Source organism: Chryseobacterium sp. 1B4, from assembly GCF_036631475.1.
GTDB lineage: Bacteria > Bacteroidota > Bacteroidia > Flavobacteriales > Weeksellaceae > Chryseobacterium.
Genome location: NZ_JAPNUF010000002.1, coordinates 112,852 through 128,769 on the forward strand (window position 1 = coordinate 112,852; position 15,918 = coordinate 128,769).

The following is a 15,918-nucleotide window of genomic DNA, read 5'->3' on the forward strand; positions in this document are numbered from 1 at the left end:
TGTTTTCTTATATGTTTGATTATTAATGTTTTAAAAATTATATTCTTTTGAAATTCACGAATTATGAAAGTCAATTTCTTTGGGTATGGTAAATATTATATTAATATTGTTTTCACCAATTAAAAAATCTAAATATAATAAAATATGAAAAATTTTTACAAAATGTCAATGAAAATATTAACAGCTTGCCTTTTTCTGAAATTGGGTATTGTGAAAGCTCAGCTTACTGTAATAGGCTTGGGGAATTATAATGTAGGAGCTGTTTCAGATAATGGAGTAGTAAGCTTGCATACAAGTGCAGGAGCTATATATAAATGGAATGCATCGGGAGGACTTGTACAGATAGGTTCAATATCAAACGGATATCCTGCTGCGGGCAGAACCATAGTTTCGAATGACGGGACCAAGATCTCATCTTCCGTTACAAATGCTGCAACAGGTTTCAATGAAATCTCGACTTATGATGTAGCTACGGGCACATGGGTAAACAGGGGAGGGCTGGTTCCTGCCGGCTGGGATGGCAGTGTAAGTTCTACCTGGGGGATGACAGCTAATGGTAATACAATTGTGGGGCTGGGATTCCTTACGGCAGCTAACGCACATGCTGTGAAATGGGATGAAGTAAACGGAATGGTAGATCTGGGAAGTATTGTTCAGGGACGAAGCTCCAGGGCAAACGCAATCAATGCTTCAGGAACGGTAATTGTCGGATGGCAGGACGAATCAAACGGTACCAGGAGTGGTGCGAAATGGCAGGATGGAGTAGAAAGCTTTATTACAGATAACAATGGAAATAATGTTGGAGAAGCGGGAGGTATTTCCGCAGACGGAAGTACAATCATCGGTTCAGCCAATCCTAATCCCTATGTTTGGAATGCAGTAAGCGGACTTACTTATATTACGCATCCTAATGCATCATTCAGTTTCAAGGGAGGAGCAACAGGAATTTCAGGGGATGGAACTAAAGTTATTGGATATTACAGAGCATTCGGAGCGCCTCCAATGTCTGGCGAGGGTTTTATATGGACCTCTGCCACCGGAAGAGTTAATCTGAATGATTATGCGGTATCCTTAGGAATTGCCACCAATGGAGTAACGATGGGACTTCCTCTGGCTATTTCTCAGGATGGAAAGAAAATTGCCGGAATGGGTGTGAATGCTTCCAATCAAATGGTTGCTTTTTATCTGGATGCATCTGAATATTTATCTGTGAATGATGTGGTAAAAGAAAAAAACAGCATGGGTATTTATCCTAACCCGGTTACTGATATTCTATATTTTAAAGGGACAGGAAAAATAGACAAGGCAGAGATTTATAATTTGGTTGGACAAAGAGTGAAATCATTCAATACTGTAGAAGGACAAATTGATGTTTCATCCTTGTCAAAAGGAGCTTACATTCTGGAATATTCTGTGAAGGGAGAAAAGCAACAGACTTATAAATTTATCAAAAAATAACATATATAAATAGTAAAGTAGTGGGATGAATGGCTGTTTTCAATATTGAAAGCGGCTGTTCTTTTTTGTTTACATACCCAAAAGATAACATTTTTAAGGCGAAGCACGGTTTTTTGTTGAATACACATAAAAAACTATCTTTGCAAAAATTTTGGTTTCCAGTATTTTGGAATGAAAAGGGAATCGGGTGTAACTCCCGGACTGTCCCCGCAACTGTAAATCGCAACACAAGTTTCTGCAAAAAACCACTGTTTAGCAACGGGAAGGAGCAGAATGCGAAAGTCAGGAGACCTGCCAGGATTATAACAAAAAACATATTGCTTTCGGAGGAAAAGTAAAAAGGTATGGATATAAAAAGATCTTTAGTACTGCTTTTTTCATCGTATGGTTGTTTTCTTTTTGGCCAAGAGAAAACCATTGACACTATTTATGTTTTCGACAACCAGATGAACAGGGTGAAACTTTTTCATCCCGTAAAAATAATTTCAGCAGAGGATGCTGAGAAGAACTCCAGCAACCTTTCGGAACTTCTGAGATTTCAATCACAGGTATTTATTAAGGAAAATGGCCGTGGCGCTGTTTCTTCACCTTCTTTCAGGGGGACTACCGCCCAGCAGACTGCATTTGTATGGAACGGAATTAATATCAATTCCAATTTTCTCGGACAGGGAGATATCAATAATATCGCATTGTTCGGATATGATCAGATCGGAATAAAAGCCGGCGGCGGAAGTGTTGTCTATGGAAGCGGAGCCATTGGGGGAAGCATTCACCTGAATAATACCCTCGATTTTAATAAAGGTTTCCATGGTTCTTTATTTTCTGAAGTGGCTTCCTTTAATACTTATAATAATTTTGTAAAAGGTTCTTACAGCAATGATAAGTTCAGCTTTAAAGCTTCAGGAAATTACTCCGTAAGTGAAAATGATTATAAGGTAAGTGACCTTAACTATGTCAACAGAAACGGGAATTATTACAATACAACGTTCAATGTAGGGGCATCCTATAGAATTACGAACGATCATAAAATTTCATGGCAGAGCCAGTTTTTTGATTCCTCACAGCATTATCCGGTGTATGAGGAAACAGGGACAAAAACTAAATATAAAACGCAAAGCGTAAGGAGCATTCTTTCCTGGGACTGGAACAAAACAAAGTTCAGCAACTCTTTTAAGGCTGCCTATACAGAGGAAAATTTCCAGTATTTCGGTTCGTTGACCCAACCTAAATCCAGCAGTGGAACCGGGAAAAATTATATTTTTAAAAATGATTTCAATTATTTCCTGAATTCAAAATGGAATTTTAATCTGATCGGAGAGTTTCAGGTCAATAAAGGAGAAGGATATCAGAACGGAATATCCACTGTCAGCAGAAATATAGGTTCCGTTTCAGGGCTATTACGGTATTTTGCAACGAAAGACCTGCGTTTTGAAGGTGGATTTAAAAAAGATTTTGTGGAAGATGTGAAATCACCGTTAATGTATTCATTCTCCGGAAAATGGAGCGCTGCAAAATGGTATGATGTGGGCATTAATGTCTCCAAAAATTTCAGATATCCGTCATTTAATGATATTTACTATGAACCGGGCGGAAATAAAGACCTGAGACCGGAAACCTCAACTCAGGTGGATATGACTAATGAGTTCAAAGTAGGAGATTTCAGGCTTAGCCTTTCTCCTTATTATATGAATATTACAGATCTTATTGTATGGCTGCCAACTGCTAAAGGGTACTGGCAGGCTTTTAATGTCAATAAAGCAGAATCTTACGGGCTGGAATCTCAGCTTTCTTTCAGCAAACAACTGGGAAGTCATAAAATCCATGCGAATGCAGGATATTATTATGCAAAATCTATTGATAAAGAAACAAACATGCAGAGACCTTACGTTCCTATACACAGAGGAACGGTTAATCTGGATTATGAATATGGTTTCTTTAAATTTTTTACCCAGACATTGCTGAACGGGGTTACCTACACCACAAGTGATGAAAAAAGGTCAGAAGCTATAGATCCTTATTTTCTTTTAAATATGGGTGTTTCTGCAACCCTGGCAAAAAAGTATACCTTAGGGTTTAAAGTGAATAATCTAACCAATACATACTATAAAACCGTTTCTTTCAATCCTTTACCGAAAAGAAACTATAGCGTGTATGCAGCAATAAATTTTTAATAATTAAAATTGAATAAATTATGAAAATAACTAAACTTTTAACTGTATTATTTGCAGTGGTACTATTGTTTAATATGTCTTCATGTACAAGTGATTCTGAGGAATTTGAAGTTTCTCCGATCACTTATCAGAACGGATATTTTATCTCTAATGAAGGTAATTATAACAGCCAGGGAGCTAAAGTAACTTTCGTGACGAGAGATTTAAGCCTTAAGCAGGATGATGTATATGGTTATAACAACAATAAAGATATCCTGGGTGATGTTCTTCAGACCATTGGTCTTAACGGAAATAAAGCTTATCTTGTTTTGAATAACTCAAACAAAATTGTTGTAGTAGACCGTTACACATTTAAGAAATTGGGAGTAATCACACAACAGCTTGATAATCCGAGAGGAATTGCTTTCGCTAATGACTTTATCTATGTTGCTAATACCAATTTCAGTGCACATACTCAAAGTATAACAAAGTATAAAGCTTCGGATTATTCATTTGTAAGCAAAATTAACATGACTGAAGTTTCTGATAAAACGGTAGAAGCGGGAGGAAATATTTTCGTACAAAATGCTTCATCAGGGTATGGAAACAAGATTACTTATATCAATACTTCCAACGACAGCAAAACTGAAATTACCGTTCCGAATGGTCAGATTGGAAACACTGTTTCTTACAAATCCAACGTTTACACAATTGCTTCCACGGCTACAGATTCTTACATCTATAAAATTTCAGGTACAGGAACTCTTACACCGGTAATTACACTGACAGGAATTCCAAGTGCTACCAACCTTCAGATTGATAATGACAAATTATACTTCAGTTCAGGCAATAAAGTGTACACAACAAGTTTAACTGCTCCGACAGTTCCTTCCAGCCCATTATTAACAGCTGCAGATGGAGGTCCTTACTTTACGTTGTATGGATTTAATGTTATTGACGGAAGAATTTTTGCTTCAGATGTAAAGGAGTTTACACAAGAAAGCGAAATGGTTGTATACTCAGCAGCTACAGGAAATAAGATTGTTACTGTAAAAACAGGAGGTATTGGGGCTAACGGAACTTTTCTGAACCCATAATAATTTATTACTTCTAAAAATAATTTTTTATTTTTTCATCATTTGTGTTTTTCCGGCCGGTTTCTTCGAAACCGGCCGGCTTTGTTTTCATAGTAAGCAAAAAAATCCGGCGGGATGGAACATCCCGCCGGATTTTTATATTTTATAACTTGATTATATTGTCAATCCCAGTTTCTCAGCTTCAGCTATCACAAACTTAGTAGCTTCTTCCTTTTCATTGGGAATTTCACCCTCCAGAATGGCTTCTTTTACTTTTTCCTTTAAAATACCGATTTCACGGCCCGGCTTAAGATTGAACATTTCCATAATCTCTTCACCGGTAATAGGCGGCTGGAAGTTTCTTACCTGATCCTTTTCTTCCACTTCTTTGATTTTTACCGCTACATATTCAAAGTTTTTTTGAACTTCTCCTGTTTCCTGGAGTTTTTTGTGGTAATATCTGCCTTGCAAAGGGTGAAAAGATCTTCCAGATTTTCTCCGGCATCAAATAAAAGTCTTCTTAAAGCAGAATCTGACGCGTCATCAGTGATCAGAGCAATGGGCCTTGACGAAAGCTTTACCATTTTCTGAACATATTTCATGTCACTTCCCAAAGGCAGTTTCAATCTTTGGAAAAGTGTTTTAACCATTTTGAGCCTAAAAACTCATGTCCATGGAATGTCCATCCCGTTCCTTCCACAAATTTTTTGGTTGGAGCTTTTCCAATATCATGAAGCAGGGCAGCCCAACGCAGCCAAAGGTTATCTGTATTCACGGAAATATTGTCTACTACTTCCAATGTATGGTAAAAGTTATCCTTATGTGTTTGCCCTTCCACTTCTTCCACACCCTTCAGTTCAATCAGTTCAGGAATAATCAGCTTTAAAAGGCCGGTTTGTTCCATTAATCTAAGACCAACAGAAGGTTTTTCGGAAAGCATGATCTTGTTGAATTCTACCATGATCCTCTCCATAGAAACAATCTTGATTCTTTCCGCTTCCTGCTGGATAGCTTGCAGGGAGTTTTCCTCAATTTTAAAATGTAAAGTAGAAGCAAAACGTACCGCTCTCATCATCCTTAAAGGATCATCAGAATAAGTCTGGGCAGGTTCCAGCGGAGTCCTTAAAATTCCTTTTTCAAGATCATCAATTCCATTAAAAGGGTCGATCAGTTCTCCGAAATTATTTTTGTTTAAAGAGATAGCCATCGCATTGATCGTAAAATCTCTTCTCTTCTGGTCATCCTCCAGACTTCCACCCTCTACTTCAGGCTTGCGGCTGTTTTCTGTATAACTTTCCTTTCTTGCCCCTACAAATTCAAGCTCAAGCTCCTTATATTTAATCATGGCTGTTCCGTAAGTCTTGAATACGGAAACCTTCAATTTCGGATCTATATCCTGAGCTACATTCTGGGCAAGCTCAATACCGCTTTGCTCCGTTACAAAATCTATATCTGTAGAAGCTTTTCTGTTCATCAGAAGGTCACGCACATAACCGCCTACAATGTATACGGACTGGTTATTCCTTTCTGCTGCTTCAGAAATGATTTTAAAAAGTTTTAAATTCTTATTTTGATTAAGATTGATTTTCATTGTTAATAACAGTGTCAATTTCTACCGGTGTCACCCATTAATCATAATGAGCATACATTCTACTAATTTTTCCATCTTCATTAAAAAACATGACTTCCACAGCATGTTTATCCATAATCGACTTATAAAATAATGCTACCGAATCTACTCCCGCCGTGGAATGGATCAGATCAAAATGAAGGTCCGGGAATTTATCCAGTGCCTTTCTCCAGTATTCACGGACAGCTTCTTTTCCTTTTAAAGAACTTTCTTTGCCGCCTGTAGCCATAGCAATCATGGGAGTGGTGATCTCAATGTCATCCGCGTAATGGGACAGAATATCCTCTAAATTGTGAGAATTCCAAATATTGACCCACGTTTGAGCAAATTTTTGATGATCCATAGCAAATAGTTTATGAGTTGAGTTTGCAAAGATAGAATTAAAAAGAAATCCTGCCAAGATGAACTGACAAGACTCTAAAAATAAACAGGTAATTTCAGAATAGTTATTCTCTCAGAACTTTTATCCTGTTGTCATTCCATATTTTGATTACCGAAGAACCCGAATATTTTGAAACCTTTTCTCTGTCTTCCTCTACAGCATAATCTACAAGGTCTATCATTTCCTGAGAAATATCAGAAAATTTCAATGGACTTTTCTCACCACTGAAGTTGGCTGAAGTAGATACCAAAGGTCTGTTTAATTTTGTAATCAGTTTTTTGCAGAAATCATTTTTTACAAGACGGATTCCGATACTTCCGTCTTCAGCAAGAAGCTCTTTAGGCAAGCCTCTTGGGTTTTCATAAACAATGGTTACCGGCTTTTCGCTGAGATCAATAATTTCCCATGCCATTTCAGGGACGTCTACCAGGTCCTGAAGTCTTTTCTCAGATTCCACAAGGATGATCATGGATTTATTCTTTTCACGCTTTTTGATTTCAAAAATTTTATTGACTGCTTCTATATTGGTAGCATCACAACCAATCCCCCAAATGGTATCAGTAGGGTAAAGAATCGTTCCGCCGGATTTTAATATTTCGATAATATGTTCCATAATTGTAAGTGAATTCAAAGAGTGGATAAAGGTAGAAAATCTGTGAGTTTTGGGCAAAAAAAACAGGGTATGAATGTAGCTATGCTGTTAGGTTTGGCTGAAGCCAATGGAATTATATATAATATGAAAACGGGCTAAAGCCCGTTCCTATTGATGTCTTTATTAGGATTAAAGTAGATCAAATAAATATATAAATGTCAATTTTATTCAATAGAAATGGGCTTTAGCCCATTTAAACAATAGACATAAATCATTTGGCTTTAGCCAAAACCTGTCACATCTTAAAATTATACTTTTCAACAAATTCTTTATACTCTTCAGTAAAGCTTTTTTCTGATGATGCTTTTCCTGATTTTTAATATAATTTCTTACGGTATCCACCATAGATTCGGAAACTGAGACTGCAAAATATTCATCCTGCCATGAAAATTTTCCTGCGGCAAGCTTATTTTTATTGATCCAATGAGATGATTCTCCTTTTATTAATTGTACGATTTTTTCAATATTTTGATCAGATCCCAGAGAAATAAGACAATGACAATGGTCTGAATATCCATTAACCATGTCTAAAAATATACCTTTTTCTGTAGCATATTCTTTAATATGTTTCCAGACCTTAAGACGTATGTCGAATGTATTGAGAAACGGATCTCTGTTTTTTGTAGAGAAAACAAGATGAATATAAATTTTGATAAAAGCCATTTGTGTTGTTTTATCAAAAATATTATTTTTTTCAATAAGTCAATAAGTTTTGGCTGAAGCCAATGGAATTATATATAATATGAAAACGGGCTAAAGCCCGTTCCTATTGATGTTTATATAATTTGATTAAAAGATAATGCGATGAATTACTAGAGATATTATTCTATTCAATAGAAATGAGCTTTAGCCGGAGCCTAATTCAAATGTATTTTTTAATTTCTTTCTACATCCATCCCAATTTCGACAAATACCTTTCCTCAATAATACTCAGGTGATGGTAATTGTGTCCCACGATCAGTTTTCCGATGGTTTCCACAGAAATTTCGTGGCCATTGGCAATACCTGTATTTTGTAAGGCAGAAGGATGAAGGGTTTCTAAAAGAATCTGTGAAGACTTTCTTACCAGCTTATATTCTTCTAAAAGAGATTCCAGGCTTCTTTCGTCTGCAAAAGACTGATCAGCGTATTGATTTTCATCAAATCCCGGGAGGTTGTTTTTTCTCCTCTGGCGAATGCTAATATTCTGTATTGGAAAACTCTTTCGGTATCCGATAAATGGAGCAGAAGACCTTTTAAAGTCCATTTTCCTTCTGCATAAGCGAAAGTAGACTGTTCTTCAGTAAGATTGGAATAAATTCCGATGGTTTTGTCTGCTGATAGCTGCAGCTCTTTGATCCAGTCTCCTGATGGAATCTGATCTAAATATCTTTGGATGTATTTTTGAAATTCGGTCATATTATTTTTTTGTTTTTATACATTATTTTGAGGTGCGTGATTCGCGTTCCGGTATTCGGAGTAGATGGTTCATAAAGAATGAATACTTTTTAACTATACATTTTACAAAAATTACTCATTAACTACTGCTCATTACTCACGATTCGTCCATTCATAGAAATTCACGGAATCATAAAGCTCAAAGCCGCATGCGGGGTAAAGCTGGTTTCCGATATCATTGCTTTTTCCTGTTTCCAGAAGGATACCGCACGCTTTTGAGGAGCGGCATAATTCTTTGGAAGCCTCAATCAGTTCTTTGGAATGGCCTTTACCTCTGTGATTTTCATTCACGTAGAGATCATTCAGCAGCCAGTAGCGCTGCATTCTTGTAGATGAAAATATAGGATATAATTGTACAAAACCTGTCAGTTTACCATTTTCTTCTGCAACGAAAATTTCTGAATCTTTGTTTTCAAGCCTTTCCCGAAGAAAGTTTGCTGCTGCAGGAATATCTGAGGACTTATGATAAAATACCCTGTACTGATCAAATAGTTCTGCGAGTTGTGGTAAGTCGGAAACAACTGCTTTTCTTGAGTTTTTCATATATCAGTTGGTGTTATAATAAAATGAGAAGGATTATCAAAATCCTTCTCATTGAGTGTATCGTATGTTAAGAAAAAGCTCTCTCAAGATCTGCAATAAGATCTTCAGCATCTTCAATACCTACGCTTAAACGTACCAGGTCATCTGTGATCCCGAGTTCAGCACGTTTTTCAGCAGGAATAGAAGCGTGAGTCATTAAAGCAGGGTGGTTAGCTAAAGATTCTACTCCTCCTAAAGATTCTGCTAAAGTGAAAACCTTTACCTTTTCTAAGAATTTAATCGCATCTTCTTTTTTCCGGATTTGAAAGTGAATGAAACCATTCCTCCCGATTCTTTCATCTGAGATTTTGCCAGCTCATATTGAGGGTGAGATTCCAATCCTGGATAGATTACTTTATCAACCGCCGGATGTGTTTCAAGGTATTTTGCCACAGCAAGACCATTGTCTGAATGTCTCTGCATTCTTAGTGCCAGTGTTTTGATTCCTCTCAATACAAGGTAAGAATCGTGAGGACCTAAAATACCACCGCTTGCAAACTGAATAAAGTGAAGTTTTTCTCCTAATTCAGCATCTTTAGCAATAAGGGCCCCGGCAATAACATCAGAGTGACCTCCTAAATATTTGGTTGCAGAATGCATTACAATATCAGCACCCAAATCAATCGGTCTCTGGATATAAGGTGTAGCAAAAGTATTATCCACTGCCACTAAAATATCTTTTCCTTTTGCAATTTCCACTACAGCTTTGATATCTACCAGTTTCATCAATGGGTTCGTTGGAGTTTCTACCCAGATCAGTTTTGTTTTATCTGTAATAACATCTGCTATTTTAGAAACATCATCAAAATTCACGAAAGTAAACTTCAGCTGATATTTTTCGAAAAGTCTGGTGAACATTCTGTACGTACCGCCGTAAAGATCATCTACAGCAATGACTTCATCACCGGGATTTAATAATTTTAAAACACAGTCGATGGCTGCAAGACCGGAACCGAAAGCTAAACCTCTCGCTCCGTTTTCAATACTTGCCAGAGAGTCTTCCAATGCCTGTCTTGTGGGGTTGGCGGCTCTTGAATATTCATATCCCGAATGTACTCCCGGGCTTTTCTGTGCAAACGTAGAAGTCAGAAATACAGGTACATTTACAGAACCTGTTGCAGACTCATGGTGCTGCCCTCCGTGAATTACTTTTGTATTAAAATTCATAATATTTTATAATTTATCAATCTGAATAATCTAATAGTGTACCAATATTTTTCTATTTAAAGATTGTTATATTGTTACACTAATACATTGTTACATTGAATGTGTTACATTTTACTTGATAGCGGATTTCACAGCAAATTCTTCTGCAATTTCTTCCATCCACTGTGCTACATCCTCTTCTCCTGTTGCTCTCTGATAGGTGTTTCCTAAAGATATTAAAATCTGATGGATAAACATCTTCATCTGGTCTACAGGCATTTCTTTGGTCCAGAGATCAATTCTTAGCGCTTCTCTTGTTTTATCATCCCATACAGAAATCATGGTTGCTTTGGTATCCTGTTTTTCAATACCGCCATCCTGGGCATTCCATGTAATATTTTCCGGGACATGATTTTCATCAAGCTCTACATCTATCGTAATCTGAGTCTTTCTCATTTTTCTATTTTTTCTTTATTTAAGTTTCGGTTTATAACCGGATTGATTAAAAATTGTGGTGGCATCCATTTTCAGAAAATCCGTCAGCTTTGTTTCAGGCTTTTCTTTCAGGTATGCTTTGCAGATCTGCCATCCTGTAAAAATTCCGATCTGCGGGGAAGATTCATTGTCAATTTCTGTGTAAAATTTCGAGAATGGTCCCGGTGAGATGAAACGTTCTCCCAGTCTCGGGTCATCTCCAAAAATAAGGTTGCTTTCTACAAAATAATTCCAGATGTTGGCTTCGTTGCTGGTTGCCCATTCATATTGTTTCGGGGTATAGTTCATTTTCAGATAATCAGGAACGTCGGGAAGAAAGGCATCCTGGAGAATCATTACTTTCCCGTTCAGAACCATCTGATCAATGAACTTCTGATGATCCGGTGATTCCGTTACAATATTTTCTGCAAAAAGCTGTGATACCTTTGGAACTATATTCTGTGGATTCATAGACTTTTGGAAATACAGTTCCAGCCCTTTATAATTAGGATTTCCATCACCCATAAAACCGGTTACATCTATGAATAAAAGGTTTCCTTTCTCGTCATAAAATATCGGATCCTGAACCATCTGTAAGGCGGATGAAAACAAATATACCTTCGGGTTTTTAAATTTCGGAAAGTAATATTTAATATGTGAAAATAAGCCCTGAAGTTCCTTTTGAAGCTTTGCCTGATCTATTTTTCCGATTGCTTCCTTGTAGATCTTTATCTCTTCAGCATCCGCTCTTCTTTTTCCAAAATCAGCATCAGAAACAGTTCCCTGAAACCATGGAAATTGAGCTTTAAACTGATCCAAAGGAACATTTGGATTATAAAATTCTTTGGAAATATCTGTGATGTCAACTTTTTCAGCCGTTTCTTTTACCTCAACCTTCCATTGATTTTCAGGTTCTTTTTTGCAGGAAATAAGTCCGGCAGCTAAAACAGAAGAAAGCGCAATATATCTAAAAATCTTCATTATTTTTACATGGAATTTAAGTTTACAAAAATAAGGATTAAATACACAATTCATGATGAAAATTAAAATATTTACAGCCCTTTGCCTTATTTTCACGATATCTTTTTTCTATGGGCAAAAGCTTGAATTTAAAGATAAAAACTTTGAAAAAGCAGTACTCGGAAATTTTGATCTGAATAAAAACGGAATACTGGAAGCTTCCGAAGCTGATATGGTTACGAATCTGTTTCTGACTCAGAAAGGAATTACCTCGGCAGAAGATATTCCCCTTTTTAAAAACGTGAAAATGGTTGTTCTGGATGATAATATAATCCCGGATATCACAATCAGTAATCTGGATCAGCTGGAGTTGTTCTCCTGTACAGGATGTAAAATTTCTTCATTCAAAGCAGAAAACCTGAAAAATTTAGCCTCATTATATCTGGATAATAATTTTTTGGAAAGTATTTCGCTGGCAGGAATTCCAAAAATTGATCAATTAACCTTATCTTTAAATCAGTTAAAAACAATTGACGTAACCCGGTTTAAAGCACTGAGAAAGCTTAATCTGGAACATAACAGGCTTCAAAAAATTGATATTTCCGGAAACGAGGTCTTGCAAACGCTGAATATAACCGGAAACAAAATAAATGAAACCGATATAAAGAAGGGTGCAAAAACAGATGTTACCATATTCAGAGATGGAGAATAAAACTAATGATTATGAAAATAGAAACAGAACGATTGATTTTAAGGAAGCTGGAAGATGAAGATTTTGAACGCCTATTTCTGCTGGATTCCAATCCTGAGGTCATGAAATATATTGGTGTGCCGGTTTTAACGGATATCAATGAATCAAAAAAGATCATCAGTATGATTCAGAAACAATATGAGGAAAATGGAGTAGGGAGATTGGGTGTTGTAGAAAAAGAAAGCGGCCTTCTGATAGGATGGAGCGGATTGAAACTGCTTACCCATGAAACCAACGGTTATAAAAATGTACTGGAACTGGGATATCGTTTTCTTCCTGAATCATGGGGAAAAGGTTATGCCATGGAATCTGGAAAAGCTTCTCTTGATTATGGTTTTAATGACTTAAATGCAGATGTTATTTATGCTTATGCTCATTCCGGACATGACGCTTCCAATCATATTTTAAGAAAATTAGGCTTTGAAAAAACCGGAACGTTTGAGGAGCCGGATGGAATTTGTTTCTGGTATGAGCTGAAGCGTGAAAATTACAGTAAAAAATGATAACAATAAGACAGGAAGAAAAAAGACCATCAACAGGTCTTTCAATTGACAGAAGAGGCTTTCAGGGAAATGGAACACAGTGATCATCAGGAGCAGTTTCTGGTAGAAAAGCTGAGGAAATCAGAAGCCTTTATCCCGGAATTATCATTAGTGGCAGAAGATGAAAACGGTAAAATCGCCGGGCATATTCTGTTCACAAAAATAAAGATTGTCAACAATTCAGAATCCTTTGATTCACTTGCTCTGGCTCCTGTTTCAGTGAAGCCGGAATTTCAGAATCGGGGGCTTGGAGGAAAACTGATTCTGGAAGGACATCGTATTGCCAAAGAATTGGGATATGAATCTGTAATCCTGATCGGACATGAAAATTATTATCCGCGCTTTGGTTACAAAAAAACAAGTAATTTTGGCATTTCTTTTCCATTCGATATTCCGGAAGAAAACGGAATGGCTGTAGAATTGGTAAAAGACGGATTAAAGAATAAAAAAGGAGTGGTGAAATACCCGCAGGAATTTGGAATAGACTAAAAAATATAAAAGATGCAGACACAAAAAGTGATAGATCATATTGTAAGCTGGTTAAAAGATTACGCTACAAAAGCAAAAGTAAACGGATATGTAATTGGAGTTTCCGGAGGAGTAGATTCCGGAGTGGTTTCCACACTGGCGGCAATGACCGGTTTGAAAACTTTATTGATAGAAATGCCGATCCGCCAGAAAGCAGATCAGGTAGGCCGTGCAAAAGATCATATGAATGATCTTAAATCAAGATTTCCTAACGTAGAAACTATGTCTGTAGATCTGACGCCTGCTTTTGAGGAGCTTTATAAAACATTCGATGTAAAAGATGATCTGTACCCTAATGAAAAACTTGCTTTTGCCAACACAAGAGCACGTCTCAGAATGCTTACACTGTATTATTATGGCCAGCTGAACGGACTTCTTGTTTGTGGAACAGGAAACAAAGTAGAAGATTTCGGAATCGGTTTTTATACAAAATACGGAGATGGCGGAGTAGATGTATCCCCAATTGCGGATCTTTATAAAACTGAAGTGTATGAATTGGCCAGAGGATTAAATCTTATCAAAAGCATCCAGGAAGCAATTCCTACCGATGGACTTTGGGATGTGGACAGAACGGATGAACAGCAGATTGGTGCTACCTATCCGGAACTGGAGAAAATCCAGAAAGAATACGGAACCAAAACGGCTGATGATTACGAAGGAAGAGATAGGGAAGTTTTCCAGATCTTCGACAGAATGCATAAGGCTGCGAAGCATAAAATGGATCCTATTCCGGTTTGTGATATTCCTGAAGAATGGAGAGCATAGAAATGAATTACATTAAATAACAGCTATGAACGGAAAAATAAGATCTGTATTTTTTATCTGTCTGGGACTTCTTTTCGGAATGTCCGTAATGTATGTCTACAGGAACTTTATTGAAGATAAAAGAGATCAGTCAGATTCTGTAAAAAAAGAAACAGTGCATTACGGAAGTACTTCTTCAGATGGAAATCCCACAGCTCAGGTTTCTATAGATCAGCTTACAGAAGAAAAAACGGTGATCAGCTATGTAAAACAAAATCACAAGCTTCCGGACTATTATATCACTAAAAATGAAGCCAGAAAACAGGGATGGAATCCTTCCAAAGGAAATCTTTGCGATGTGCTTCCCGGAAAAGCTATTGGCGGAGATCATTTCGGAAACAGGGAAGGACGGCTGCCGGACGGAGAGAAGTACTTTGAAGCAGATGTAAATTATCATTGCGGCGGAAGAAATGCAGACCGTATTATCTATACCCGGAATGGAGATGTGTACCTTACTAAAAACCATTATAAGAGTTTTGAAAAACAGTAATGTGTAAATAGCATAAGGTCATTGCGAGGAACAAAGTGACGAAGCAATCTCTAAAATAACCACAGATGAAAGCAGGTTTTGTCTACATTATGACGAATAAAAATCATACTATTCTTTACACAGGAGTAACTTCAAATCTGCCCAAACGTGTTCAACAGCATAAAGAATCATATTATTCTCAAAGCTTTACTTCAAGATATAATTTGTATATACTGGTGTATTGGGAATCCTTTCAGGAAATAGGTGAGGCTATATTTAGAGAAAAACAAATAAAAGCAGGTCCCAGGCAAAAAAACTGGATTTAATCAATAACCCTGATTGGAAAGATCTTACGGACGATGTAGGAAATATTATGGATGTTTTCTGAGATGGCTTCGTCGAAGACCTCCTCGCAATGACCAGTATAATTTGTATTTAAATAATGATAAGTAGTAATTTTGAAAAATAAAAGTATTGTATGAAGCAGTTCTGAAAAGATTTTGTAAAAAATACAAACTTTAAAAATTGGAAATTTAGTTCAATATGAAGACAATATATATAGATTTTACAGACATAGGTGATTATGAAGATTTTTACACCCAGCTTAAGGAAAAATTCAGCTTCCTGAGCATTTTGGGGATAATCTTGATGCCCTTTTTGATACCATCACCGGAGATATGGAAATGCCGCTCCATTTAGAATTCGTCAACATGACTGTAGATCAGCTTGAGATTTTTGAAGACTTGCTGACTACCCTGGAAGATGCCGAAGAAGAAGTGGAAGATTTTAGTTTCAGCTATTATCTGGAGCAATACGAAGACGAAGATGATGATGTAGAATCTGAAGAAGAATAAAAAAGAAAGGCTGTTCCGATACA

At 36.8% G+C, this 15,918-nt stretch carries 16 protein-coding genes, 4 pseudogenes and 1 riboswitch; of the genes and pseudogenes, 10 read left to right on the forward strand and 10 right to left on the reverse strand.

The window, feature by feature from the left end:
• The first annotated feature begins 144 nt into the window (after window positions 1-144).
• The 3 genes from OWR28_RS01540 to OWR28_RS01550 all read left to right on the forward strand — a co-directional run bounded on the left by OWR28_RS01540 (window position 145) and on the right by OWR28_RS01550 (window position 4,705).
• Window positions 145-1,458, forward strand: coding sequence for a T9SS type A sorting domain-containing protein (locus tag OWR28_RS01540; protein WP_332385191.1), 1,314 nt, complete (start codon window positions 145-147; stop codon window positions 1,456-1,458).
• 135 nt (window positions 1,459-1,593) lie between these two features.
• Window positions 1,594-1,771, forward strand: a riboswitch (cobalamin riboswitch).
• 31 nt (window positions 1,772-1,802) lie between these two features.
• Window positions 1,803-3,629 (forward strand): TonB-dependent receptor domain-containing protein, encoded by a 1,827-nt coding sequence (locus OWR28_RS01545; protein WP_332385192.1) that lies wholly within the window; start codon window positions 1,803-1,805, stop codon window positions 3,627-3,629.
• A gap of 20 nt (window positions 3,630-3,649) precedes the next feature.
• Window positions 3,650-4,705 carry a DUF5074 domain-containing protein gene (locus OWR28_RS01550; RefSeq protein ID WP_332385193.1) on the forward strand — a complete coding sequence of 352 codons (1,056 nt, stop codon included), beginning with the start codon at window positions 3,650-3,652 and terminating at the stop codon, window positions 4,703-4,705.
• A gap of 153 nt (window positions 4,706-4,858) precedes the next feature.
• Here the strand turns inward: OWR28_RS01550 and OWR28_RS01555 are convergent.
• The 10 genes and pseudogenes from OWR28_RS01555 to gldB all read right to left on the reverse strand — a co-directional run bounded on the left by OWR28_RS01555 (window position 4,859) and on the right by gldB (window position 11,968).
• Window positions 4,859-6,275 (reverse strand): annotated as a pseudogene (locus tag OWR28_RS01555) (CCA tRNA nucleotidyltransferase).
• A 37-nt stretch (window positions 6,276-6,312) separates the two neighbouring features.
• Window positions 6,313-6,657: a nuclear transport factor 2 family protein gene (locus OWR28_RS01560; RefSeq protein WP_332385194.1), complete on the reverse strand. Its 345-nt coding sequence runs from the start codon at window positions 6,655-6,657 to the stop codon at window positions 6,313-6,315.
• Window positions 6,658-6,760: 103 nt separating this feature from the next.
• The gene (locus OWR28_RS01565; protein WP_002977438.1) at window positions 6,761-7,309 is read right to left on the reverse strand and encodes an L-threonylcarbamoyladenylate synthase; all 549 of its coding nucleotides are present in this window, start codon (window positions 7,307-7,309) and stop codon (window positions 6,761-6,763) included.
• Window positions 7,310-7,583: 274 nt separating this feature from the next.
• Window positions 7,584-8,011: pseudogene (gene tnpA / locus OWR28_RS01570) on the reverse strand (IS200/IS605 family transposase).
• A 223-nt stretch (window positions 8,012-8,234) separates the two neighbouring features.
• On the reverse strand, window positions 8,235-8,540 hold the full coding sequence (locus tag OWR28_RS26725; RefSeq protein ID WP_494168417.1) for a DinB family protein: 306 nt from the start codon (window positions 8,538-8,540) through the stop codon (window positions 8,235-8,237).
• Window positions 8,429-8,746 (reverse strand): DinB family protein, encoded by a 318-nt coding sequence (locus tag OWR28_RS01575; protein WP_332385196.1) that lies wholly within the window; start codon window positions 8,744-8,746, stop codon window positions 8,429-8,431. The genes OWR28_RS26725 and OWR28_RS01575 overlap by 112 nt, the downstream gene beginning before the upstream one ends.
• A gap of 132 nt (window positions 8,747-8,878) precedes the next feature.
• Complete coding sequence (locus OWR28_RS01580; protein WP_332385197.1) at window positions 8,879-9,328, reverse strand: GNAT family N-acetyltransferase; 450 nt, start codon at window positions 9,326-9,328, stop codon at window positions 8,879-8,881.
• A 67-nt stretch (window positions 9,329-9,395) separates the two neighbouring features.
• Window positions 9,396-10,534, reverse strand: a pseudogene (locus OWR28_RS01585) (cystathionine gamma-synthase).
• A 111-nt stretch (window positions 10,535-10,645) separates the two neighbouring features.
• Entirely contained in the window at window positions 10,646-10,969 is a 324-nt protein-coding gene (gldC, locus tag OWR28_RS01590) for a gliding motility protein GldC (protein WP_002977443.1), read from the reverse strand.
• Between the two features lie 15 nt (window positions 10,970-10,984).
• A complete protein-coding gene (gene gldB / locus OWR28_RS01595; RefSeq protein WP_332385199.1) occupies window positions 10,985-11,968 on the reverse strand; it encodes a gliding motility lipoprotein GldB in 984 nt (327 codons plus the stop codon).
• A 52-nt stretch (window positions 11,969-12,020) separates the two neighbouring features.
• On the opposite strand from gldB, the gene OWR28_RS01600 reads away from it, so the two are divergent.
• The 7 genes and pseudogenes from OWR28_RS01600 to OWR28_RS01630 all read left to right on the forward strand — a co-directional run bounded on the left by OWR28_RS01600 (window position 12,021) and on the right by OWR28_RS01630 (window position 15,895).
• Window positions 12,021-12,659, forward strand: a complete 639-nt coding sequence (locus OWR28_RS01600; RefSeq protein ID WP_332385200.1) for a leucine-rich repeat domain-containing protein — start codon at window positions 12,021-12,023, stop codon at window positions 12,657-12,659.
• Window positions 12,660-12,670: 11 nt separating this feature from the next.
• Window positions 12,671-13,201 carry a GNAT family N-acetyltransferase gene (locus tag OWR28_RS01605; RefSeq protein WP_332385201.1) on the forward strand — a complete coding sequence of 177 codons (531 nt, stop codon included), beginning with the start codon at window positions 12,671-12,673 and terminating at the stop codon, window positions 13,199-13,201.
• A gap of 45 nt (window positions 13,202-13,246) precedes the next feature.
• On the forward strand, window positions 13,247-13,729 hold the full coding sequence (locus OWR28_RS01610; protein ID WP_332385202.1) for an N-acetyltransferase: 483 nt from the start codon (window positions 13,247-13,249) through the stop codon (window positions 13,727-13,729).
• Between the two features lie 12 nt (window positions 13,730-13,741).
• Window positions 13,742-14,533 (forward strand): NAD(+) synthase, encoded by a 792-nt coding sequence (gene nadE, locus OWR28_RS01615; protein ID WP_332385203.1) that lies wholly within the window; start codon window positions 13,742-13,744, stop codon window positions 14,531-14,533.
• Window positions 14,534-14,558: 25 nt separating this feature from the next.
• On the forward strand, window positions 14,559-15,062 hold the full coding sequence (locus OWR28_RS01620; protein ID WP_332385204.1) for a ribonuclease domain-containing protein: 504 nt from the start codon (window positions 14,559-14,561) through the stop codon (window positions 15,060-15,062).
• A gap of 65 nt (window positions 15,063-15,127) precedes the next feature.
• Entirely contained in the window at window positions 15,128-15,367 is a 240-nt protein-coding gene (locus tag OWR28_RS01625) for a GIY-YIG nuclease family protein (protein WP_332385205.1), read from the forward strand.
• A 217-nt stretch (window positions 15,368-15,584) separates the two neighbouring features.
• Window positions 15,585-15,895 (forward strand): annotated as a pseudogene (locus tag OWR28_RS01630) (barstar family protein).
• The last annotated feature ends 23 nt before the right edge of the window (window positions 15,896-15,918 follow it).